Below are 21,369 nucleotides of genomic sequence, written 5' to 3' on the forward strand. Positions count from 1 at the left end.
TACCTCGAATTTTTATGTTTGTTGTGGTCTTTGGGGCCACGAAGGCCTGTCTAGACAGGTGCCAACAGTAAAACAATCGGTTCTATTTTGTGACCAAGTTTTACGCGTCTAGGACTTTGGTCTAACGGGTTGTCCGTTGGCGCGTTTGCGTAGACCATGGGCGCCTTGGTTTTTTGCCTATGCCAGAGTTCTTTTCATGACTGCCAACACCCACTCGCCTCCGGCGCCGTTCACCCGCTCGGATTACAAGACCCTCGGCCTTGCGGCCCTTGGCGGCGCGCTGGAAATCTACGATTTCATCATTTTCGTATTTTTCGCCCTGACCCTCAGCCAGCTGTTCTTCCCACCGGAAATGCCTGAGTGGCTGCGACTGCTGCAAAGCTTCGGGATCTTCGCTACCGGTTATCTGGCGCGGCCGTTGGGCGGGATTCTGATGGCGCATTTCGCCGACCGACTGGGCCGCAAGAAGGTCTTCAGCCTCAGCATCCTGATGATGGCGCTGCCGTGCCTGCTGATCGGCATCATGCCGACCTACGCGCAGATCGGGTATTTCGCACCGCTGCTGCTGTTGGCCCTGCGAATTCTCCAGGGCGCGGCGGTGGGCGGCGAAGTGCCGAGTGCCTGGGTGTTCGTCGCCGAGCATGCACCGGTCGGGCATCGCGGTTATGCCCTGGGTTTCCTGCAGGCCGGGCTGACGTTTGGTTACCTGATAGGTGCACTGACGGCGACGTTTCTGGCACAGGCGTTCACTCCGGCAGAAATCCTTGATTACGCCTGGCGTTACCCGTTCCTGCTGGGCGGTGTGTTCGGCGTAATTGGCGTCTGGCTACGCCGCTGGCTCAGCGAAACCCCGGTGTTCATGGCCATGCAGGCCCAACGTGATGCGGCCGTCGAACTGCCGCTGCGCACGGTCTTGCGTGAACACCGTCTGGCCATGCTGCCGGCGATGATCCTCACCTGCGTACTGACCTCGGCGGTGGTGGTGTTCGTGGTGATCACCCCGACCATGATGCAGAAAACCTTCGGTATGACCGCCAGTCACACCTTCGGCCTGAGTGCCTTGGGCATTGTTTTTCTGAATATCGGCTGCGTTCTCGCCGGGCTGCTGGTCGACCGCATTGGCGCCTGGCGCACGGTGATGCTCTATAGCCTGCTGCTGCCATTGGGCATCGGCGTGCTCTATACCTGCCTGATCATCGGTGGCAGCTGGATCGGTCTGGCGTACGCGGTGGCCGGTCTCTGTTGCGGGGTGGTCGGTGCGGTGCCGTCGGTGATGGTCAGCCTGTTCCCGGCGCGGATTCGTGTCTCGGGGATTTCCTTCACCTACAACATTGCCTACGCCGTCTGGGCGAGTATCACACCGTTGTTGCTGATCGGTCTGATGCCGTGGAGCCCATGGGTCTGTGTGATCTTCAGCGCGGTGATGGGGGCAGTGGGTGTGAGTTGTGCCGCGTATTTTGGAGCGCGGCTGCCTAATATCGGGAGCCGCAGCGTGGCTTCAAGCCAGGGCAAATCGTTGAAAGACTGCGTTAATCCGTAACAGGCATCCATATCCCGCGTAGCGGGGGAGCGGAAAAAAGAATGGGCACGCCAACCAGGTTGGGTGCCCATTTTTTTATGGGGTGGCGGATTAGATGACGCGGCTTTGTTGCTTGGCAAAAATCGCCGCTATCTCGGGTTCATCCAGATGATCCAGCATTCGCTCCACCAACAAATGCACCCCGTCAGCCATGCGACTGAGTGCCAAGGCGACAGAGCGGCGGGAACCGTCCACATCGTCGGCGAGGTTGGCGGCGATGGCGCTGATGGACAGCAAATCTTCCGAGGCATTGGCGAGAAGGGTTTCAGGGTTGATACCCGGGCAGACGCTGAAGAGCTGGCCGTTACGTTTTGGTGGTTTCTTTTCGGTGGGTGGGAAGTGATGGTCGAGGGCGCGTTCGGCGGCTTCGTGGAGCTTGTTGGAGTCGAGTGATTCGTAGGGCGATGCCGGATCGGTTTCCGGCGGATTTGGTGTGACCTTGAACATTGGCTCAATCCTCATATGAGTGAGGCCACGACCCGTTCGCGACTAAACGTAGGGGTGGCGGCTGTGCACAGGTTAGTCGACCGATGAGCCAAGAAATCGGCGCGCCGAAGCGCCCTGCGCACAGCCACCATCAAGTACAGGCAAGAGATACCTGAATGATAGAGACACCGTGCGTCTTGACATCGGCGGGCGACTAAACCCGACCACTGATAGGCAGTGGCAGGGAAACGATAGAGGCCAAGGCTAAGGCGCACAAGCCGGCAGATTCTGGCGTAGCCGTAGGCAACGACGCAAGGAGTTGTAGCTTGCAGGAAGTAACCATGCGCCGTTTTAAACAAGCGCCGTCGCGCGGTGTTGTTGGCAGGAAACGATATTTGACAACATTCGGCTTAACGGATGCGTCCTACGCTAAATATCGATTCGTCTGACTGCGCCAATTCGTAGATCCACGCAAAGTCCCGTGTCTTTAAAAGACACAGGGATATGTGGATGCACAGCGCTGCCAACCACGTCATTTTCAGACGCGCCGCTGATTTTTCCTGCGACATTCAGGTACTCAATCAGCCCACGCGCATCACCCCAACGCTCCCTACACCATCGCTGCAATCCCCCGGCGAGCGCATCGCGCTGGCCGCTGACCTGGCCCCGCACTGGGCCAGCCAACGGGGGCGTCCATGACCCACCCTGCGAACCTCGCCGCAGCGGCGGCCTCCAAATCCCCCATCGGCTCTCTGGGTGCCTGCCCTCTGCGGCAAACTCATGTGCAGTTGTTGCCCTTGCGTTACGGGCTGGTGGAAAAGCCCCTCGATCCGAGTGCCGAACTGAAGCTGCCGTATGCCCTGACGACCCGCCCGCTGGGCATTCGCCTGCTGCGCGATGGCTGGTTGTACGTCATCGACAGCGTGACCGGCCACCTGCATGAATACCAAGTGCTCAACGGATTGATCAGCGCCTTGTTGCACAAGGGCGCCAAGCTCGATGGCGATCAGCGCACGCCCATCGAAGAGCGTCCGGCACTGGTGTTTTCAAGACGCAGCACCTTGCATGTGAGCTTCGCCGAAGTGCAGTGGACGGCGGCCAAATGCACGCAAGTGCTCGACAGCCGAGCCGAGCGTGACCACTTCATGCAGGCCGTCGACCTCGGCCCGGTGCATTGCCAAACCGGTGGCGAACACCTGCTGACGGTCGCGCAAGGCAAACAGTGGCTGGCAGAGATTGCGACGGTTCCGGCCCGGCAGGCACAAGTCGCAAAAGACCGCGCCGACCTGGAAGCGGCGTCGCCACTGGACGCCGTTCTGATGCCGACGTTGCACGTCAGCGATGCCCCCGCGCACGAACGTGAACCCTATCTGTGGGAGCAGCCGCGGCGCTTTCGCGAGGCGCACATCGGCGAGTTGCTCGGACGGGTGCGCCCGGCTTATCAGGACGACACGTTGTTCCTCGTGGTGCACGACGACCTCGGCGTGTTGCGCGATCTGGCTGACTATCAAGACACCGTGGTCGGCTGGGTCGACGACTGGAGCAATGCCGATAACAACGAACGTAATTATTTGCTGGCTTGCTATATCGAATCTTTGAGCCTGCTCAGTCCCGCGGATACCGGCAATCTGGCCGACGCCAGCGACGATCCGCGAGTCCAGGCGCTTTTTGGCGATCTGGAACAATTGCCCGAACCGGATCGCGAGCACACCCGCAAAGCCTTGCTGGATTACCTGAACAAGGGCGGCAAGGTCGAGTCGCCGGACGCTCCCGTGCCCCCGGCACTGGAGCAGGCGCGTAAAGAAGCGCATGCCGAAGCGTTCAAATTCGCCAAGTACCAGGGCGCTACCCCCGACTTCACCGCCCACAGCCGCGCCAGTGACGAGGCCGACCGGCGTTACTACACGCGCCAACATTTCAAGGTCGCCCCCGACGATTTCGTCGAACGTCACCTCGATACCTTGATCAAACTCGGCCAAGAGCAAAACCAACGCATCGTCGATGTGCTCGAAGGTTCCTATTTCAGTGGCAAACGCGGGGTCAACGATTTCATCGATCGGCCGGCCATGGACAGCGCACTGTTTCAGCACCGCGACGACCTTGGCCGCTGGAACCGCTTGCTCGAACGCATCACCGCTGACCGCACGATGCTGGTGGGTGCCGGTCGCTTCCATCGCTCGGCCTGGTATTACGACGCGCAGAATCAACAGCAACTCCACCAGGCCTTCACCGCCGAATACGCCTGCCTCAAGGACATCTGCCGCAGTGACCACGCGAGCGAAGTTCTGCTCGGTTATCTGGAAAAACACCCGGAACTGACCCGGCCGCTGTTCTACACCTTGCCCCTGCGTCTGCAGCCAGAACGGGCCGCGCAATACGCCACGTTGTTCAACGCCGGCATGGGGGTGTTCAACAACCTGCCGCACTGGTTGGGCGAGTTACAGAAAATCGAACAGCCGCACCTGCCGGCGCTCGACGATCTGCCCGAGCACACCCGCGCCGTTGCGGACGCGGCCCAGCACAGCCTCAGCCCGGCGCTGAACCTGGGCCTGAGCCGGGCGTTGGAAGGGTTCGACCTGGCGGGAGAGAAAATCCCCGACCTCCACGAACTGTTCCGACGCCTGCCCAAAGCCTTGTCGCCACGGATCCTCGATGCGGCGAAAACCACCGGGGTGACCTTTACTGTTGCCAGCCCGGCGGAACACGCGGCGCTGCAAACCAACCTCAAGGAACTGCTCAAGGAGCGCGATTACCTGAAAACCCTGACTCGTGAACGTAGCCAGATTACCCACAACAAAAACCGGGCAGGGCATAAAACGCCGAGGGCGGTGGAATTGCAGGGCGAGATCGTGCGGGTGCGCGGGCAGTTGACGCAACTGGAAGGCCGGTTGGCCGGGGCGCTGAGCCCGATTGCCGAACTGCCGGATCAGTCGGCGCGCCTGTACGGCGCGACGCCGGCTCGCGCGGGGGTGACGCTGGTGTTTCCACCGGCGCAGCAGTTGGAGGTGCGGAGTTTGTTGAAGGACATTCGGCTGGGGGTTGGCTCGGTGCCGAATGCGAAGTTGATTCGGAGCGAGGGAATGGGGTTGTTGGTGTTTTTGGTGCAGGGGGTGAATTTGGTTTCGGTCATAAGGGAAACGTTTAACCAATCACGAGACAAGCGTAAGTTGGAGCCGTTGATTGGTGCGAGTTTTGCGACGGGGGCGGCAGGATTCACCGCGGCGCAAAGTCTGGCTGATACGGCGTTGAAGGCGCGTAGCGCTGTGCTCGTTGCGGGTCTTCAGCACCATGCTTTGCAAAATGTGCATGTGCAAATGGGCAAGATGCATGTTGGTTTGGGTGGCTTTACCTACGTTTTAGGTTTTGCGTCTTCAATGGTCAGCCTTATCAACCACCACCAGAATTGGCAACAGGCGACGCGGAGCGGGAATGCTGCTGCACAGAATAGTGCAGCGCTCGCGACAGCGGGGGCGGCCGGCATGACGACCGTCAATGCCTATGGCTTTGGTCACACCTTACACGCGGGTTCCACCGTACTGATGGCAAAAAACACTGCCGCAAGAACCGCCGCCTGGGCTGCCGCGGGTACCCGTCTCTCCACCGTGTTCTTCCGCTTCAACCTGGCTGGCGCCCTGTTCACCGTGCTGGAACTGGGTGGCACTTGGCTGTACAACCGCTACAACCTCAGCGCCCACGATAAGTGGCTGAAAACTACGCCCTGGAGCCTGGATGCGGATGAACGCGGTGACCATACCCTGGATGAGTATCAAAGCTATCTGGCCTATTTGCTTCATGCTCCATATGTCCAACTCGGTCCGAACAAGCATGACACCTGGCTGAAAGACCTGCTGTTAAAGGCCAAGCCCAAAGACATCCATCTGGTGCTGCCAGGGCTCAAGCTCAATGATTTTCAGCCGCCCCTGAGCGGTCAACCGGCTCATCGCTTGGGGATCGGCGCCCAGCGTCTTTCCGTGCCGCTCCACAGTCGTGGAGTTCCGCGCGAGCGCAAGGACGTCATCAGTGAGGAAGTCGCGAACAGCCTGCGCATCGTGCAAACAGGACCCGACCGGCTGGTGTTATGCCTGCAATATCCAGTAGATCCCGACGCCGAATTCACCCCAGCGTCCGAAACACTGGAATTGGCGGTCTGTATCCAGACCTTGAACGCCAAGGGCGCGTGGGTTTCTCGCATTCGGGTCATTCGCCTGAACCCTCGGACCGAAAGCCATTTCCCTGCACTACCTTCTAACTCCGTTACCGAGCATCCGCCGCTGTTGCTGGTTGAAACCCATTTGCTGGAGTTGGCCGACCATGCCCACCAACCTTGATATCCCGATGCCCGCGCCGCAGCTTGAGCAATCCCGCAAAGCCGGCGACGTCGAACCATTTGCCAGTGGGAAGATTACCTACCTTGCACCGTTGCCACTGCCGACAGCGCTGCCGCCGCATGGCCCTCACATAGGGGAGTTAAATGAGGTGTACATGGACTTCGGACTGGGATCACCGCAAGTCTTTATGTGGCAAATGACTCTAGGCTTACCATTCAGTGGAGCCTTCATGATCACGTTCCTAATCCCGCCAGCAATTGGCTGCATGGGGCTTATGTTCGGATATGACTTCGCATACACATGGGAATTTGTCGTTGATTTATTCTTCGCCATCTATGGATATGCCTTGGTTACCGGATTTTCCATGCTGGCAATCGGCCTCGGCGTCTGGCACCACAACCACAACAAACGCGCTGCTATCATCCCAACCCGCTTCAACCGCCAACGCCGCGAAGTCTGCTTCATGCCCGAAGACGCCACCGAACCCGTGTTCGTCCCTTGGGAATCCCTCTCCGCCTGGATCATCGAAGCCCAAGGCGCCACCCAATACGGCATCCACCGCCAATACGGCATGGGCATCGGTTTCCAGCACGGCGAGACTCTGACCAGCGTCGAATTTCCCTGCTTCGGCCTGCCCATCGCTATCAGCCATTGGGAAGCGATTCGCGGCTACATGGAATACGAAATCCACGACCTCAAATCCATCCAGGACCCGCAAGATCTGCAAGGCCCGAACGACCCGCCTCACGAAGGCCTGCACACCTTCCACAACGCCCGCGCACGCATGCACCAGCAAATCCGCGACGGCCAACGTGGTCGAGTGTCCGGGTTCTTCTGGTACCTGTACCACGTGATGACCCTGTGGACGATTCCCAATCGCCTGACCGAATGGGAAGTCCGCCGCCTCCAGAAGCTGGCCCCGCAGGCCATGCCTGAAGCGATGCGGCAATGGTCCGAGCCGTTGCCGAAGGAACAATGGGTGAAGCCCAGTGAAGAGCTGCTGCGCCTTAGCGCACAGGTCCGCGCCCTGCACAAACGTCAACCGCGACGCCCGATCACCGAAATTTTTGCCGTGGTACAGCGCGCGAATCCGACCGACAAACGTCGCGCATGAGCTGTTACAGCCGTAAACCCTGCTCGACTATCAGGAAAAACACCCGGAATTGATCCAGAGTGGCAAAGCGACTCATCGCCTGGGGATCGGCGCCCACCGTCTTTCCGTGCCACTCCACAATCGTGGAGTACCGCGCGAGCGCAAGGACGTCATCAGTGAGGAAGTCGCAAACAGCCTGCGCATCGTGCAAACAGGACCTGACCGGCTGGTGATATGCCTGCAATTTCCCGTGGAACCTGATGCCGAATTTACCCCAGCGTCTGAAACGTTGGAGCTGGCAGTCTGTATCCAGAGCTTGAACGCCAAGGGCGCGTGGGTTTCTCGCATTCGGGTCATTCGCCTGAACCCTCGGGGTGACGGCCGCTTTCCGGCGTTAGCCCCTCAATCCGTTACCGAGCATCCACCGTTGTTGCTGGTTGAGGCCCATTTGCTGGAGTTGGCTGACCATGCCCAACAAGATTGATATCCCGATGCCCGCGCCACAACTTGAGCAATCCCGAAGTGCCGGAGACGTTGAACCGTTTCCAAGTGGGAAAATCACTTATCTCGCGCCGTTGCCACTACCGACAGCGCTGCCACCGCACGGTCCGCATATCGGGGATCTGAATGAGGTGTTCATGGACTTTGGCTTGGGTTCACCGCAGGTGTTTTCATGGCAGGTCGTATTAGGATTACCGTTCAGTGGTACCTTCATGATCGCCTTCCTCTTTCCGCTAATTGGCGGCTTCCTTGGACTCGTACTTGGATATAGCTGGGAAGATACTAGAGATTCCATCGAAGGGATCTTCCATGCGTCCTACGGACTAGCCCTGATAACCGGCTTCTCTGCTCTAGCCATCCTCTTCTTCACTTGGCTCCACTATCACAACAAACGCGCCGCTATCATTCCCACCCGCTTCAACCGCCAACGCCGCGAAGTCTGCTTCATGCCCGAAGACACCACCGAACCTGTCTTCGTCCCTTGGGAATCTTTATCCGCCTGGGTCATCGAAGCCCAAGGCGCCACCCAATACGGCATCCACCGCCAATACGGCATGGGCATCGGTTTCCAGCACGGCGAGACTCTGACCAGCGTCGAATTTCCCTGCTTCGGTCTTTCCCTGGCCATCAGCCATTGGGAAGCCATCGCGGCTACATGGAATACGAAATCCACGACCTCAAATCCATCCAAGCCCCGCAAGACCTGCAAGGCCCCGACGATCCGCCCCACGAAGGCCTGCACACCTTCCACAACGCCCGCGCACGCATGCATCAGCAAATCCGCGACGGCCAACGTGGTCGAGTGTCCGGCTTCTTCTGGTACCTCTACCACGTCATGACCCTGTGGACGATTCCCAACCACCTGACCGAATGGGAAGTCCGCCGCCTCCAGAAAATGGCCCCGCAGGCCATGCCTGAAGTGATGCGCCAATGGTCCGCGCCGTTGCCAAAGGAACAATGGGCCAAACCAAGTGAAGAGCTGCTGCGCCTCAGCGCACAGGTTCGCGCCCTGCATAAACGCCAACCTCGCCGACCGATTACCGAGATCTTTGCTGAAGTGCAGCGCTTGAATTCCGGTGGCAAACATTCCGTATGAGTATTTCCCCCATGAACTCAGGGCGTGTTCAGGACCGGACTGGCGACAAGACGCGCATCAACATGCCTAACTATTTTTGTAGGACAACCCTGAAACACTCTTCAGAAAATATCCCCAAGGCCGATGGTTAGGCTGCATACCGCTTTCTATCCCTGTCCATCGGTGTATCCCATGTTCAATAAACGCTTGAAGCAGGAGCTGTCGGCTCTTCGCGAAGAACTCTCCAGCCTCCAGCAAGTGAAGGAAAGTCTGGAAAGCGAGATGCTAGTCCTGACCCTCGATGCCGATGGGCGGATTCAATCGATCAACCAGAACTTCATGGGTGAGATGCTCTACAAAAGCAGCGACCTGATAGAGCGACACATCGAAGACATCGTCCCGACCCATGTGAAGTCGGACGAATTCCACCAGCGCTTCAAGGCCGCACTGACCCGTGGCGAGCACTTTGCCGGCACGGTGCGCTTGTTGCGTGGCAATGGTCAGGAAGCCTGGCTGCGCTCGATCGTGCAGCCGGTTCGGTCTGCGGACGGCCGGATCAAACACTTCTCGATTTACTCCAGTGACCTGACCCGCACCATCGAGGCGTCTCGTGAGCATGAGAACCTGATCGGCGCGCTTGTGCGCTCCACGGCAGTGATCGAGTTCGACCTCAATGGCAATGTTTTGGCAGCCAACGACCGGTTCCTCAGCGGCATGGGTTACAGCCTGGCGCAAATCAAGGGCAAACATCACCGCACCTTCTGCGAACCCGAAGAAGCCAACAGCGCCGGGTATCAGGATTTCTGGCGCCGCTTGAATGCAGGCGAGTTCGTCGCCGGGCGCTTCAAACGCATCGACAGCCACGGTCGTGTGGTCTGGCTGGAGGCTTCCTACAACCCGGTGGTCGATGCCAACAACAAGCTCTACAAAGTGGTGAAGTTCGCCACGGTGATTACCGATCAAGTCAATCAGGAGCAAGCCGTCGCCGAAGCGGCCAACATTGCCTACAGCACCTCGCAGCAAACCGACAGCAGCGCGCAGCGCGGTAACGCGGTGGTGACTCAGGCGGTCAATGTGATGCGTAACCTGGCCACGCACATGCAGACCGCCGGCGAAGGCATCGAAGCGCTGAACGAGCAGTCGCTGGTGATCGGCACGATCGTCAAAACCATCAGCGGGATTGCCGAACAGACCAACCTGCTGGCGCTCAACGCAGCCATCGAAGCGGCTCGGGCCGGGGAACAGGGGCGTGGTTTCGCGGTGGTGGCGGATGAGGTCCGGCAATTGGCTTCGCGCACCAGCCAGGCAACCGATGAGATTGTCGGCGTGGTGCGGCAGAACCAGGACATGGCGCGCAACGCCGTGGCGCTGATGACCGAGGGCAAACTCCAGGCTGAACAGGGGCTGGCGCTGGCGGCAGAGGCGGGGACGGTGATTGTCGAGATTCAGGACGGTGCACAGAAAGTGGTGAACGCAGTCGGGCAGTTTGCCAATCAGTTGGCGACTTGATGCCTGCCATCGCGGCGTAAATCGCTACAATCGGCGTTTTCCCCAGGAGCAGCCATCATGAGCGTTTCTCACCGCCGTCCGGTTCCCTTGGCCAAGGCGTATCGTCTGCTCAATCACGGCCCGACCGTGCTGGTCAGCGCGGCTCATGACGGCCAGCGCAACATCATGGCGGCGGCCTGGGCCATGCCGCTGGATTTCGAGCCGCCGAAAATTGCCGTGGTGCTGGACAAGTCCACCTGGACACGGCAATTGCTGGAGGCTTCGGGCACGTTTGTGTTGAATGTTCCCTGCGCCGCCCAGGCCGATATCGTCCAGACCGTGGGTTCGACGTCCGGCCTGGAATTGACCCGGGACCAAGGCCGGGACAAGTTCCAGGTCTATGGTTTGCCGACGTTCAGCGCTGAATTGATCGATGCGCCGATGCTCGAAGGCTGCGTTGCCTGGCTGGAATGCCGACTGCTGCCGGAGCCAAGCAATCACCAGCAGTACGATCTGTTCCTGGCCGAAGTGATTGCCGCTCAGGCAGACGAGCGGGTGTTCAGTGACGGTCGCTGGCACTTCGAAGGGCAAGACGCGTTGCGCACCTTGCACCATGTGGCGGGCGGACATTTCCTGAAAATCGGCGATCCAGTGGACGGCAAAACCTTGCAGCCGTAAGCCGCCGGCCTTTCACACCCAGACGTCATTCTGTGCAGTACGCTCGCCACCTTCGTTACCCGTGTTCAGCACACCCTTGGGCTCGATCAGCAGGAGTTTCACCTCCTGCTCGGCGAACGGTTTGTGCTCGACACCTTTTGACACCACATACATTTCGCCGGCGTTCACCAGCACGTGGCCATCGCGAAAGTCGATACGCAGTTGTCCTTCAAGGACGATGAAGGTTTCGTCGGTATCAGGGTGATCGTGCCAAATGAAATCCCCCAGCAGCTTCACCACCTTGAACTGGTAGTCGTTCATTTCGGCGATGACCCTGGGCGTCCAGTACGGGCCGATCCTGGCGATTTTTTCAGCGAAATTCAGGCTTTCGTAAGCTTTCATGAAGCAGCTCTCATGGTTGATCGTAGATCCACGATAGCCGGCGCATCGGTGTGCTTCTTGAACGATTGTGCGTGGCTCAACGGCGGTGCATTTTCATCCAGCGGGCCGGCGACAAGCCGTAGGTTTTGCTGAACTGCCGGGTCATGTGGCTTTGATCGGTGAAGCCGGCGATCAGCGCGGCGCTGACCAGTGACTGGCCCTGGATCAGCAGCGAGCGGACCAGGTCGAGGCGGCGCATGGTCAGGTATCGATAAGGGCTGGTGCCGAACAACAGGCGAAAATCCCGCGACAGACTCCAGCGATCGCGACCGCTGTGTTGCGCCAGTTCTTCCAGCGTCACGGTGCGATCCAGCGCGCTGTGGATGAACTCCCGAGCGCGTTCGGCGGCCACGTAGTCGAAGCTCTGGCGGGTGGCAGGTACGCCGGAAACGCTGTTCAAGGCTTGGGCCAGATCGAACAGCGCATCCTGCTCTTCCAGAGGCTCGAGGGGACAATCGAGGCTTCGCAGCAGCACGGCGGTGGTGGCGAACAAACGTGGATCGGCTGACAGGCCGGTCTTGATAAACGGCAACGGCTGCCCGCCGAGCATCTGCTGGATCAGCGCCGGTTCGATGTACATCATTCGGTACTGGAACCCGGTCTCGGTGCCGGCTTCGCCATCGTGAACTTCGTCCGGATGCAGCACCATGGTCCCGCCCGGCAGACTGTGGCGCCAGCCACCGCGGTACTGAAAACTCTGCACACCGGCCAGGGTATGGCCGATGGCGTAGGTGTCGTGGCGGTGAAGGTCGTAGCCGTGGCCTGCAAAAAACGCCTCGAAACGTTGAAGCCCGCCAACGTCGGGCGCGCGGTGGAACCAGTCGATAGCGGGCGTTTGCTTGGCCATGGAGGTGTTGCCTTGAACTCGATGCTGAACACGTTACCCCACTCACGAACCGCCTGTCTGCTGCCGATCGAATCTCCCAGCTGGTAGAAAATCCCCGACTAATGTTGCAAGGTGTTGCATATTTTCTAAGCCAAGAAGGCGCCCCACATCATGGAAATATCCCACCTGAGCTACGTCGCTCCGTTGTTGTCATTGGCGCTGTTGTGGACGGTTGCGGTGGTGACGCCGGGGCCGAACTTCTTCAACACCGCGCAATTGGCTGCCAGTTGCTCCCGGCGCCACGGGGTCGTCGCCGCACTCGGCGTGGCCACGGGCACGGTGCTTTGGGGGTTGGCGGGTGGCCTGGGCATCAAATCGCTGTTCAGCGCTGCGCCGACGCTCTACCTGAGCTTCAAGATTGCCGGCGGTTGTTACCTGATCTATCTGGGTTTGAAGCAGTTCAAGCGCAAACCACCGAGTGTGCCGGGCGATAACGGCTCGCTGAATGTCGCCGGTCGCACGCTGCTATCGGCTTATGGCCGGGGCTTTGTGGGCAACATGACCAACCCCAAGGCCGCGCTGTTCGTCGCAACGATTTTCGCCACGGCCATGCCGGCCTCGCCGCCACCGATGTTGCTGGCGCTGGCCGTGCTGACCATGGCGACCTTGTCATTCAGTTGGTATTGCAGCGTGGCGCTGCTGTTTGCCAGCCGTCGGGTCGCGGGTGCTTATGATCGTTCGCGTAAATGGCTGGATCGCTTCGCCGGCAGTTGCTATCTGTTGTTCGGCGCGCATCTGGTGGCCAATCGTTGAGGAGTTCTGAATGAGCAAGCTGCGGGTAGGCATTATTTTTGGCGGCCGTTCGGCTGAACACGAAGTGTCGCTGCAATCGGCGAAAAACATCGTCGATGCGCTGGATCGTTCGCGCTTTGAGCCGGTGCTGATCGGTATCGATAAACAAGGCCACTGGCATCTGAACGACCCTTCGAACTTCCTGCTCAACCAGGAAAACCCGGCGCTGATCGCCCTTAACCAATCCAACCGCGAACTGGCCGTCGTGCCGGGCAAGGCCAGTCAGCAATTGGTCGAAACCTCCAGTCAGGAAATGCTAGGGCACGTCGATGTGATCTTCCCGATCGTCCACGGCACCCTGGGCGAAGACGGTTGCCTGCAAGGCTTGCTGCGCATGGCCGATCTGCCGTTTGTCGGCTCCGATGTACTCGGTTCGGCCGTTTGCATGGACAAGGACATCAGCAAACGCCTGCTGCGTGACGCCGGGTTGGCGGTCACGCCGTTCGTCACCCTGACCCGCGCCACCGCAGCGCGCACCGGGTTCGCCGAGGTGCAAGGCAAACTCGGCTTGCCGCTGTTCGTCAAACCGGCGAACCAAGGATCTTCCGTGGGCGTCAGCAAGGTGAATGACGAAGCCGAGTACGCGGCAGCAGTGGCGCTGGCCCTGGGTTTCGATGAGAAAGTCCTGGTCGAGTCCGCCGTCCGTGGCCGCGAGATTGAATGCGCGGTGCTCGGCAACGAAGACGCCATCGCCAGCGGTTGCGGCGAGATCGTGGTGCGCAGCGGGTTCTATTCCTACGACAGCAAATACATCGACGCTCAAGCGGCGGAAGTGGTGGTGCCGGCAAACATCAGCCTCGAGGCCAGTGAACGCATCCGTGCCCTGGCCGTCGAGGCATTCCAGGTGTTGGGCTGTTCCGGGCTGGCGCGGGTCGACGTGTTCCTGACCGACAGCGGCGAAGTGCTGATCAATGAGATCAACTCGTTGCCCGGCTTCACCCGCATCAGCATGTACCCCAAGTTATGGCAGGCCGCCGGTATGACGTACAGCGAGTTGGTCAGCCGTTTGATCGACCTGGCGCTGGAGAAGCATCAGGCGCGACAGGCGCTGAAGATCTCTCGCTAGGCTGAATCCGGCGCGCAGTGAACTTTGAAGTCGTCATCCAGTTCGACGGCAACGATCACGGCGTCTCATATCATTTTGGGTATGTCGGCCTGATTCGTCTGCCGACGCAGATCAAGCCTGCTTTATCGGCTTGATCAGGCTCTGTGCGGGTATCCCGAATAAATCGTGAAGTTTCCAGATCATCGGAAGCGTCAACGCACGTTTGCCATTGAGCACTTCATACACCCGGTTTGTGCGGCCAATGGCGGGTGCAAGGTCAGCCGCAGACAGGCCGGACTGCTCCATACGAAACTTGATTGCATCGATCGGATTGGGCAAGTCCACCGGAAACTGCTTCGATTCATAGGCTTCGATCAGCGTGATCATAATGTCGAAGTAATCACCCTCAAGGGTGCCAGGCTCTGGTTCGTTGTCGAACAGCGCTGACACGTTCTTGAGGGCTGCACGACAGTCCTCGTCGGTGTGAATGGCGCGGATGTTCATGGGTTACTCCATCTCGACGGTATCAGCGTCGATTGCGTCGTACTGTTTGTGAGTGCCGACTTTATCCAAAAAACAGTCACTTGCGGGTAGGAAAAGGCTGCGTGAAGTGGCCGATCAGGATTTATCAGGTGTAAAAAAGGGCCTACCTCCCGGTAAGCCCTTGCTCATTCCCGCGTAAGACTCAATCCCCCAACGCTGCCCCCTCGCGCCGCGGATCAGCCCCACCCGCCAACGACGTTTTCCCTTGCGCATCCTTCACCCGAACAATCGCCTGGGTCCCGCTGGTCATGTCGATCTCGCTCACGCTGTGCCCTTTGTCTTTCAGCGCCTGAATCAGCGCCGGGCTGAACTGCCCCTGTTCCAGTTCGGTCGGGCCGTTGCGGCTGCCGAAGTTGGGCAGGCTGATGGCGGTTTGTGGGTCGAGGTTCCAGTCGAGCAGGCCGATGGTGGATTTGGCGACGTATTCGATGATCTGCGAGCCGCCGGGGGAGCCGATGGTGGCGAGGAATTCGCCGCTCTGGCGGTCGAAAATCAGGGTCGGAGCCATGGACGAGCGTGGGCGTTTGCCGGGTTCGACGCGATTGGCAACCTTCTGGCCATTCTCTTCGGGGATGAACGAGAAGTCGGTCATCTGGTTGTTCAGCAGGAAACCCTGAACCATCAGGTGCGAGCCAAACGCGGATTCCACGGTGGTGGTCATGGATACGGCGCCGCCTTCGTCATCCACCGCCACCACTTGCGAGGTGGATATGCGCAGCGGCGAACGGTCCGGTGCGTAGGCGACCTGAATGCCCGGCGGGGTGCCGGGTTTGGCGGTGCCCATGCTGCGATCGCCGATCAGGGCCGCGCGGTCGGCCAGATACGCAGGGTCCACCAGACCTTTGACGGGGACGGGCACGAAGTCTGCGTCGGCCACGTACTGCGCGCGGTCGGCGTAGGCCAGGCGCTCGGCCTCGGAGATCAGGTGCACGGCTTCAGGCGTCGGTTCGATGCCCGCAGGTTTGTTTGTCTTGACCGGTTTGAGCGGCGCCAGGGCAAAACGCGGGTCACGTGTTTCCAACGCCTGCAAGGTGCCGAGAATCTGCGCCACGGCGATCCCGCCTGACGACGGTGGCGGCATGCCGCAGACCTGCCAGCGTTTGTAGTCGGTGCACAGCGGCGCGCGTTCCTTGGCGCTGTAGCCGTTGAGGTCGTTCAGCGACAGGCTGCCAGGGTTGGCGTGGCCCTGAACCTTGGCGACGATCTCCTGTGCGACGGGGCCTTTGTACAACGCATCCGGTCCTTCCTTGGCGATGCGTTTGAACACCGCGGCCAGCGCCGGGTTTTTCAGCGTAGTGCCTGCGGCTTTCGGGCTGCCATCGGCATTCAGGAAGTAGGCGACCATGTCCGGCGAGCGTCGAATGGACGAGTCCGAGGCGATCAACTGGTGAAGGCGTGGCGAGATGGCGAAGCCTTGTTCCGCGAGTTTGATCGCCGGTTCGAACAGCCGCGCCCACGGCAGATGACCGTGTTTCTGATGGGCCAACTCGAGTGCCCGCAACACGCCCGGTGTCCCGACTGAACGACCGCCAATCTGCGCCTGGGGGAACGGCATCGGTTTACCGTCGGCTTGCAGGAATAGCTTCTCGGTGGCGCCGGCCGGAGCGGTTTCGCGACCGTCATAAGTGCGCACAGCCTTGCCATCCCACAGCACGATCAACGCGCCACCGCCAATGCCCGAGGATTGCGGCTCGACCAGGGTCAGCACGGCCTGCATCGCGATCGCGGCATCGATTGCCGAACCACCCTGGCGCAACATCTCCCGCCCGGCCTCGGCCGCCAGCGGATTGGCCGCGGCAGCCATGTGTTTTGAAGCATATTGGGTCTGCAGGTCGGCGCGATAACCTGACGCGACTTCTGGCGCGACAGGCAACGTCGAAGTGGTCGGGGCGCTACAGGCTGCGAGGGTTAAAGCAGCGGCGATCAGCGAAAAGGCTGACAGGCGATAGTGGCTCAAGTGGAAGGTTGAGAACACGTGGGGGCACTCCGTCCGTGGGAAAGATCAGGGGACTTTATCGGCCGAAAGGAAGTGACGCAAACCAGCCCCTACAGCAAAGATGCTTTTGCCCTTCATGAGTCCGCGGATTTTCTGTAGGGTCGAGGGCAACAGACTGGCCAGAAGATCAACAAGAGGCAGACATGCAGACCGAGTTCCCCACCCAGCCAAGTTACCGCACCCAGCGTGATCAATTCCTGGCCGTCGCGACCGCGGCCGGTGCGACGCTGACCGAGTACCCGCATCCACTCAAAGGGCCGTTCGGTGAGCCGTTGAGCACCGATGTGGCCGTGCTGGGTGATCCGCGCGCGAAGCGTTTGCTGATTGCGCTGAGTGGCACTCATGGCGTCGAAGGCTTCTATGGTTCGGGGTGTCAGATCAAGTGGTTGCAGGCGTTGGGCAAGCGTTCGCTGCCGGCCGATGTCGCGGTGGTGATGATCCACCTGATCAATCCGTGGGGCACTGCGTGGCTGCGTCGGGTCAACGAAGACAACATCGACCTGAACCGCAATCACCTGAACTTCGACCATGCATTGCCAGATAATCAGGCCTACGCAGCGCTGCATGAAATCTATGCCTGCACGCAGTTGCAGGGCCCGGAACGTGATCGCGCCGATGCCTTGCTCGATGAACAAATCGCCGAACACGGCTGGCCCGCGGTGATGTCGATTGTCGAGGGTGGCCAGCACCGTCATCCCGATGGTTTGTTCTACGGCGGACTGGCGCCGAGCTGGTCGAACCGCACGTTGCACCAAATCATTCAAAAGCATGTTTCCCATGCCGAAGTGGCCATGTGTTTCGACTTGCACACCGGGGCAGGGGAGTACGGTCATCCGATGTTGCTGACCATTACCGAGTCGGCGTATCCAGCGCTTGCGGATGCGCAGGCGATTTATGGTCCCTGGCTCTATACCTTGCACACAGGCGCCGACACGCTGAGCGAAACCGGCGTTGCTGCCACTGCTACCGGCTACACCTCGCAGGCGTTGATCAATGCGTTGCCGCACGTGCGGTTGATGCCGTTTGTGATCGAGTGCGGGACGTATCCCGGCGCCGACGTTCATCGTCATCTGCGCGATGATCACTGGCTGCATCTGCATGGCAATCCGAGTGATGCAGTGGGGCGCGGGATCAAACTGAATCTGGTGGAGCAGTTCTATCCCGCCGACAGCGACTGGCAGGCGATGGTCTGGCTGCGCACCTGGCAGATTTGGGAGCGGGCGTTGTCAGCATTGCCGGCGATCCGTTCCTGACGTGGTTTGCGGGGACGTGGCCTCTCGTTGCCCGAACTCATGCGGTTCAAATCTTCCTGCAACCGCAGCATGCTTTCTTCGCCGACGCGGATGAAGCCGCTGCGGGGCTGATCCAGGTCGAGGGTGATGGTGAAGACCATGGCAATCAGGATCGCGAAGATGGCCGTCGAGCCGTGCCGTCGACGGTGGCCCAGGCCATAGCTGTAAGCGATGAAACCCAACGCACCGATGGCCACGACGAACAGCAGATTGATGACGGTTGCCGGGACATGATCGTCCTGCTCAGCGCGGCGCTTTTCATTGACGTTGTAGACGTCGGTCAACGACTGGATCACCAGGTTCATGGCGGCTGTCGCTTCGCCCTGAGCCTCGGCGGCTGCAGCCAGATTCCATAACTGGTCCTCGATCATCCGGGACGATTCGCTGGCGGCCTCCAACAGTTTCTCGTCCGTGCCGGCGCGCATGAATTCAATCCGTGCCGAGACATAGTCCTTGAGCATCGTCGACATCTTCCCGCGCAGATCAGACGGCAGCAATTTCGCTCGCAGATAGGTCGAGCCGATCACCGTGACTTCATCTTGAATCAGTGTTTTGCGCGCTTCGAAACGTGAGGTGGCCATGGCGAAGTTGAAACCCAGCAACAACGCGAGAAGGCCGAGGAGGGCGGTCTGCAAAACGGTGAGGTGGGAGCGGGTCGAATCATTGCTGTGGGTTCGGTGATGACGGCCGAGACGAAAAGCGAGTTCCAGCACCACGCAGAAGATGGCGACCACGATGAAAAACAGAATGATCTCGTCCAGGCCCCATTGCATAGGGTGGTCCCTCTGCGTTCAAGCTTTGGCATTAACTGTAGGAGAGAACCGCGAAGAGTGGGCATTAACCGCCCTGTGGGCCGGGAGCACTTTTCTCGAGGCATAAAAAAACGGCCTACCTTTCGGTAAGCCGTTTTTAGTACTTGGTGGCTACACAGGGACTTGAACCCCGGACCCCAGCATTATGAATGCTATGCTCTAACCAACTGAGCTATGTAGCCAAGTGGCGCGCATTATTGGCTTGGAACAGAGATGTGTCAAGCGTAAATCTAAAATATTTCTCTACGCTTTCAACCGCTTATCCGCCTGGCCCGAAAAAACGGGCCAGGGGAGGGCATTAACTGAGCTGAAATCTCCCGGTATTGGCACTCAAGGCCTTACTGCCCTGGCTCAAGGTGTCCGCTGCCAGGTTCACCGCTCGCGCGCCTTCGAGCAAGCGTACCGCGGCCTGATCGACTTGCTGGATATTGCCGCTAACCTCGTCGGCGGTGGTCGCTTGCTCGTCGACCGCTGTGGCGATCTGCGCCAGGGTGTCGGTGACGCTCTGCACGGCACTGGCAATTTCCCCCAGGCGCTCGCCGAGGCCAGTGACGGCCTGGGCGTCGGACTGGGCCTGGCCGCAAGCGGCTTCCATCAGGCTCACCGCTTCGTTTACGGTGCTGCGCAGGCTGTCGACAGTGCCGGCAATCTGCGCGGTGGAGGACTGGGTGCGTTGTGACAGACTACGCACTTCATCGGCCACCACCGCAAAGCCACGGCCTTGCTCACCTGCGCGAGCGGCCTCGATGGCGGCGTTAAGTGCCAACAAGTTCGTCTGCTCGGCAACGCCGCGAATGGTATCCACCACCAACTGAATCTGCTGTCCTTGCTCACTGACCCGGCCCAGTGCCGCAGCGGTGTCGTTCAAGCGCTGATTGAGTTGCTGAATACTCGCCGTCGTGCGCTGGCTGTCACGGCTGCTGTCGGCGGCGATGCGCTGGGTGTGCTGAGCGCTGCCGGAGGCCTGTTCGCAACTCTGGGCGACCCCTTGAGAGGTCGCGGCCAATTGCGTGGCTGCCGCGGCGATCTGGCTGATCTGCAACTGCTGAGCTTCGACTTCCCCAAGGGCACCGCTGGAGTGATGGTTGAGGGTGCGCACCGCGTTGCTCAGCTGCAAGGTTTCATGATCGACCCCCAGCAGGCTGTTGCGCAGTTGCACCACCGCGACGTTGAGGGCGGTGCTGATGGCGGCCAGTTCATCGCGGCCTTCTACCGGTACTTGCAGGCTCAGATTGCCGTCGCGCAACGCTTCGGCCAGCAGGGTAATGCCGCTGGCGCTACGACGGATCGAGGCCTGCAAGCAGATGAACAGGTACAGCGCGGCCAGCAGCAGGCAGCCAAAAATGCTCGCTACCAGGATGAACTGGCGGATGGCAGAACCGTGGTAATAGTCCAGACGCTGATCCAGTGACACCAACGACTGTTGACGCAACGAAGCGAGGTCGGCGAGCAGGGTGTCGAGGCTGCGTTCGAACTCTTCCGGCTTGAGCTTGATGCTGCCGCCGAACACGCCGTCATCGAGGACTTTCAACTCGGCGTCCAGGTGCTTGAGGCTGTCATGGTATTGCCCGGCCCAGGCTTGCAACGCGCTGGGCAGTCGCGCTTCCAGCAGGCTTGCGGTTTTGACCAACTGCTCCCGGGCATCGCCGATGCGGCTGCGCAAGTCGCGCAATTGCAGACGACTTTGCAGGGTGAACTGCCCGGACACCACCGACGCCTGGCCGACGCTGGCGAGACGGCCGACTCGTTCAATCAGGTCTGGCGCGTGTTGCGTGGAGATCTGGGTCAGTAGATAGGTTTCCAGCCACGGCGCCAGCGTCAGGCGATTATCCATGGCGATCTGCTCGCGCAAGGCTTGCAGGGCACTCAAGGCATTGGTGAAACGATCGTAACCGTCCGGCCACCAACCGACGCTGCTCAGGCTTTTCGAGTCCAGGCCGTTGAGGGCGGTTTGCAGGGCTTGATAACGGGCCAGGGTTTCGCCCTCGGCGCCTTCGGTTTGCAGTGCGTTGCCGAGGTCCGTGGTGGCTTGGGCGACGGCTGGCTGAACCGTATCGAAAGCCGCCATCGCCGCGATCGTCGCGGGTGTCGGCTGGCGATTGGTTTCCGTGGCGCGCCAGCGAGCCGCGCGGTCACGCTGAGCGGCGAGCAGGTTATCCAGAGCATCCAGAGCGAGCAGTTGCCGAACCCCGGCACGTTCGCCGGAGATCAGGTTCAGTTTGTCGCGATAGTCCTGACCGATCATCCACAGGCTGCCCGTCAACGGCAGGATAAACAGTAGAAACAACAGCTGAAATTTGCGTGCGAAGCCAAAACGCCCCAGCAACCCGATCCCCGGTGATAAAAAAGCCTGCATGCCCCAAAACTCCTCTGGACACCACGCACCATCGGCGTGCGTCGCAACCGTTGCGGTCG

Annotated in this window: 18 protein-coding genes, 1 tRNA gene and 2 pseudogenes; 13 read left to right on the top strand and 8 right to left on the bottom strand. The window is 60.0% G+C overall.

Going from position 1 to position 21,369, the window contains the following annotated elements:
- Positions 1–196 precede the first annotated feature (196 nt).
- Complete coding sequence (locus PMI27_RS09290) at positions 197–1,540, top strand: MFS transporter (RefSeq protein WP_008153463.1); 1,344 nt, start codon at positions 197–199, stop codon at positions 1,538–1,540.
- Positions 1,541–1,630: 90 nt separating this feature from the next.
- Here the strand turns inward: PMI27_RS09290 and PMI27_RS09285 are convergent, their stop codons facing one another.
- Entirely contained in the window at positions 1,631–2,026 is a 396-nt protein-coding gene (locus PMI27_RS09285) for a DUF6124 family protein (protein WP_008153462.1), read from the bottom strand.
- A gap of 489 nt (positions 2,027–2,515) precedes the next feature.
- Between PMI27_RS09285 and PMI27_RS32135 the strand changes: the two genes are divergently transcribed.
- The 9 genes and pseudogenes from PMI27_RS32135 to PMI27_RS09260 all read left to right on the top strand — a co-directional run bounded on the left by PMI27_RS32135 (position 2,516) and on the right by PMI27_RS09260 (position 11,168).
- Positions 2,516–2,704 (top strand): hypothetical protein, encoded by a 189-nt coding sequence (locus PMI27_RS32135; RefSeq protein ID WP_008153460.1) that lies wholly within the window; start codon positions 2,516–2,518, stop codon positions 2,702–2,704.
- Complete coding sequence (locus PMI27_RS09275) at positions 2,701–6,333, top strand: toxin VasX (protein WP_008153455.1); 3,633 nt, start codon at positions 2,701–2,703, stop codon at positions 6,331–6,333. Before PMI27_RS32135 ends, PMI27_RS09275 begins: the two co-directional genes overlap by 4 nt.
- Before the next feature lie 364 nt (positions 6,334–6,697).
- The gene (locus tag PMI27_RS09270; RefSeq protein ID WP_238545909.1) at positions 6,698–7,447 is read left to right on the top strand and encodes a hypothetical protein; all 750 of its coding nucleotides are present in this window, start codon (positions 6,698–6,700) and stop codon (positions 7,445–7,447) included.
- A 49-nt stretch (positions 7,448–7,496) separates the two neighbouring features.
- Positions 7,497–7,910: a hypothetical protein gene (locus PMI27_RS0229645; protein ID WP_033053416.1), complete on the top strand. Its 414-nt coding sequence runs from the start codon at positions 7,497–7,499 to the stop codon at positions 7,908–7,910.
- Positions 7,894–8,766: a SoxR reducing system RseC family protein gene (locus PMI27_RS0229650; protein WP_008153453.1), complete on the top strand. Its 873-nt coding sequence runs from the start codon at positions 7,894–7,896 to the stop codon at positions 8,764–8,766. The genes PMI27_RS0229645 and PMI27_RS0229650 overlap by 17 nt, the downstream gene beginning before the upstream one ends.
- Positions 8,730–9,023 carry a hypothetical protein gene (locus PMI27_RS32140; protein ID WP_238545910.1) on the top strand — a complete coding sequence of 98 codons (294 nt, stop codon included), beginning with the start codon at positions 8,730–8,732 and terminating at the stop codon, positions 9,021–9,023. Before PMI27_RS0229650 ends, PMI27_RS32140 begins: the two co-directional genes overlap by 37 nt.
- A 261-nt stretch (positions 9,024–9,284) precedes the next feature.
- Positions 9,285–9,971: pseudogene (locus PMI27_RS32520) on the top strand (PAS domain-containing protein); the annotation flags it as partial.
- 102 nt (positions 9,972–10,073) lie between these two features.
- A pseudogene (locus tag PMI27_RS32525) lies at positions 10,074–10,511 on the top strand (methyl-accepting chemotaxis protein); the annotation flags it as partial.
- Between the two features lie 57 nt (positions 10,512–10,568).
- Complete coding sequence (locus PMI27_RS09260; RefSeq protein ID WP_008153450.1) at positions 10,569–11,168, top strand: flavin reductase family protein; 600 nt, start codon at positions 10,569–10,571, stop codon at positions 11,166–11,168.
- 12 nt (positions 11,169–11,180) lie between these two features.
- Here the strand turns inward: PMI27_RS09260 and PMI27_RS09255 are convergent, their stop codons facing one another.
- Both PMI27_RS09255 and PMI27_RS09250 read right to left on the bottom strand, forming a co-directional pair.
- Complete coding sequence (locus tag PMI27_RS09255) at positions 11,181–11,549, bottom strand: cupin domain-containing protein (RefSeq protein WP_008153448.1); 369 nt, start codon at positions 11,547–11,549, stop codon at positions 11,181–11,183.
- A 76-nt stretch (positions 11,550–11,625) separates the two neighbouring features.
- A complete protein-coding gene (locus tag PMI27_RS09250; protein WP_008153447.1) occupies positions 11,626–12,435 on the bottom strand; it encodes an AraC family transcriptional regulator in 810 nt (269 codons plus the stop codon).
- A gap of 150 nt (positions 12,436–12,585) precedes the next feature.
- On the opposite strand from PMI27_RS09250, the gene PMI27_RS09245 reads away from it, so the two are divergent.
- Both PMI27_RS09245 and ddlA read left to right on the top strand, forming a co-directional pair.
- Positions 12,586–13,227, top strand: coding sequence for a LysE family translocator (locus tag PMI27_RS09245; RefSeq protein WP_008153445.1), 642 nt, complete (start codon positions 12,586–12,588; stop codon positions 13,225–13,227).
- 10 nt (positions 13,228–13,237) lie between these two features.
- A complete protein-coding gene (gene ddlA / locus PMI27_RS09240; RefSeq protein ID WP_008153443.1) occupies positions 13,238–14,332 on the top strand; it encodes a D-alanine--D-alanine ligase in 1,095 nt (364 codons plus the stop codon).
- A gap of 111 nt (positions 14,333–14,443) precedes the next feature.
- On the opposite strand, the gene PMI27_RS09235 is transcribed toward ddlA, so the two are convergent.
- Both PMI27_RS09235 and ggt read right to left on the bottom strand, forming a co-directional pair.
- Positions 14,444–14,815 carry a helix-turn-helix domain-containing protein gene (locus PMI27_RS09235; protein ID WP_008153442.1) on the bottom strand — a complete coding sequence of 124 codons (372 nt, stop codon included), beginning with the start codon at positions 14,813–14,815 and terminating at the stop codon, positions 14,444–14,446.
- A 181-nt stretch (positions 14,816–14,996) separates the two neighbouring features.
- Positions 14,997–16,829, bottom strand: a complete 1,833-nt coding sequence (gene ggt / locus PMI27_RS09230; protein WP_008153441.1) for a gamma-glutamyltransferase — start codon at positions 16,827–16,829, stop codon at positions 14,997–14,999.
- Positions 16,830–16,993: 164 nt separating this feature from the next.
- On the opposite strand from ggt, the gene PMI27_RS09225 reads away from it, so the two are divergent.
- Positions 16,994–18,103: a DUF2817 domain-containing protein gene (locus PMI27_RS09225; RefSeq protein WP_008153440.1), complete on the top strand. Its 1,110-nt coding sequence runs from the start codon at positions 16,994–16,996 to the stop codon at positions 18,101–18,103.
- Here the strand turns inward: PMI27_RS09225 and PMI27_RS09220 are convergent.
- The 3 genes from PMI27_RS09220 to PMI27_RS09215 form a co-directional block, all read right to left on the bottom strand.
- Positions 18,007–18,915, bottom strand: coding sequence for a bestrophin-like domain (locus PMI27_RS09220; protein ID WP_008153438.1), 909 nt, complete (start codon positions 18,913–18,915; stop codon positions 18,007–18,009). The genes PMI27_RS09225 and PMI27_RS09220 overlap by 97 nt on opposite strands.
- A gap of 144 nt (positions 18,916–19,059) precedes the next feature.
- A tRNA-Met gene (locus PMI27_RS0229655) sits at positions 19,060–19,136 on the bottom strand.
- A gap of 116 nt (positions 19,137–19,252) precedes the next feature.
- A complete protein-coding gene (locus tag PMI27_RS09215; RefSeq protein WP_008153437.1) occupies positions 19,253–21,310 on the bottom strand; it encodes a methyl-accepting chemotaxis protein in 2,058 nt (685 codons plus the stop codon).
- Between the last annotated feature and the right edge of the window lie 59 nt (positions 21,311–21,369).

It is taken from the genome of Pseudomonas sp. GM41(2012), assembly GCF_000282315.2.
Taxonomy (GTDB): Bacteria; Pseudomonadota; Gammaproteobacteria; order Pseudomonadales; family Pseudomonadaceae; genus Aquipseudomonas.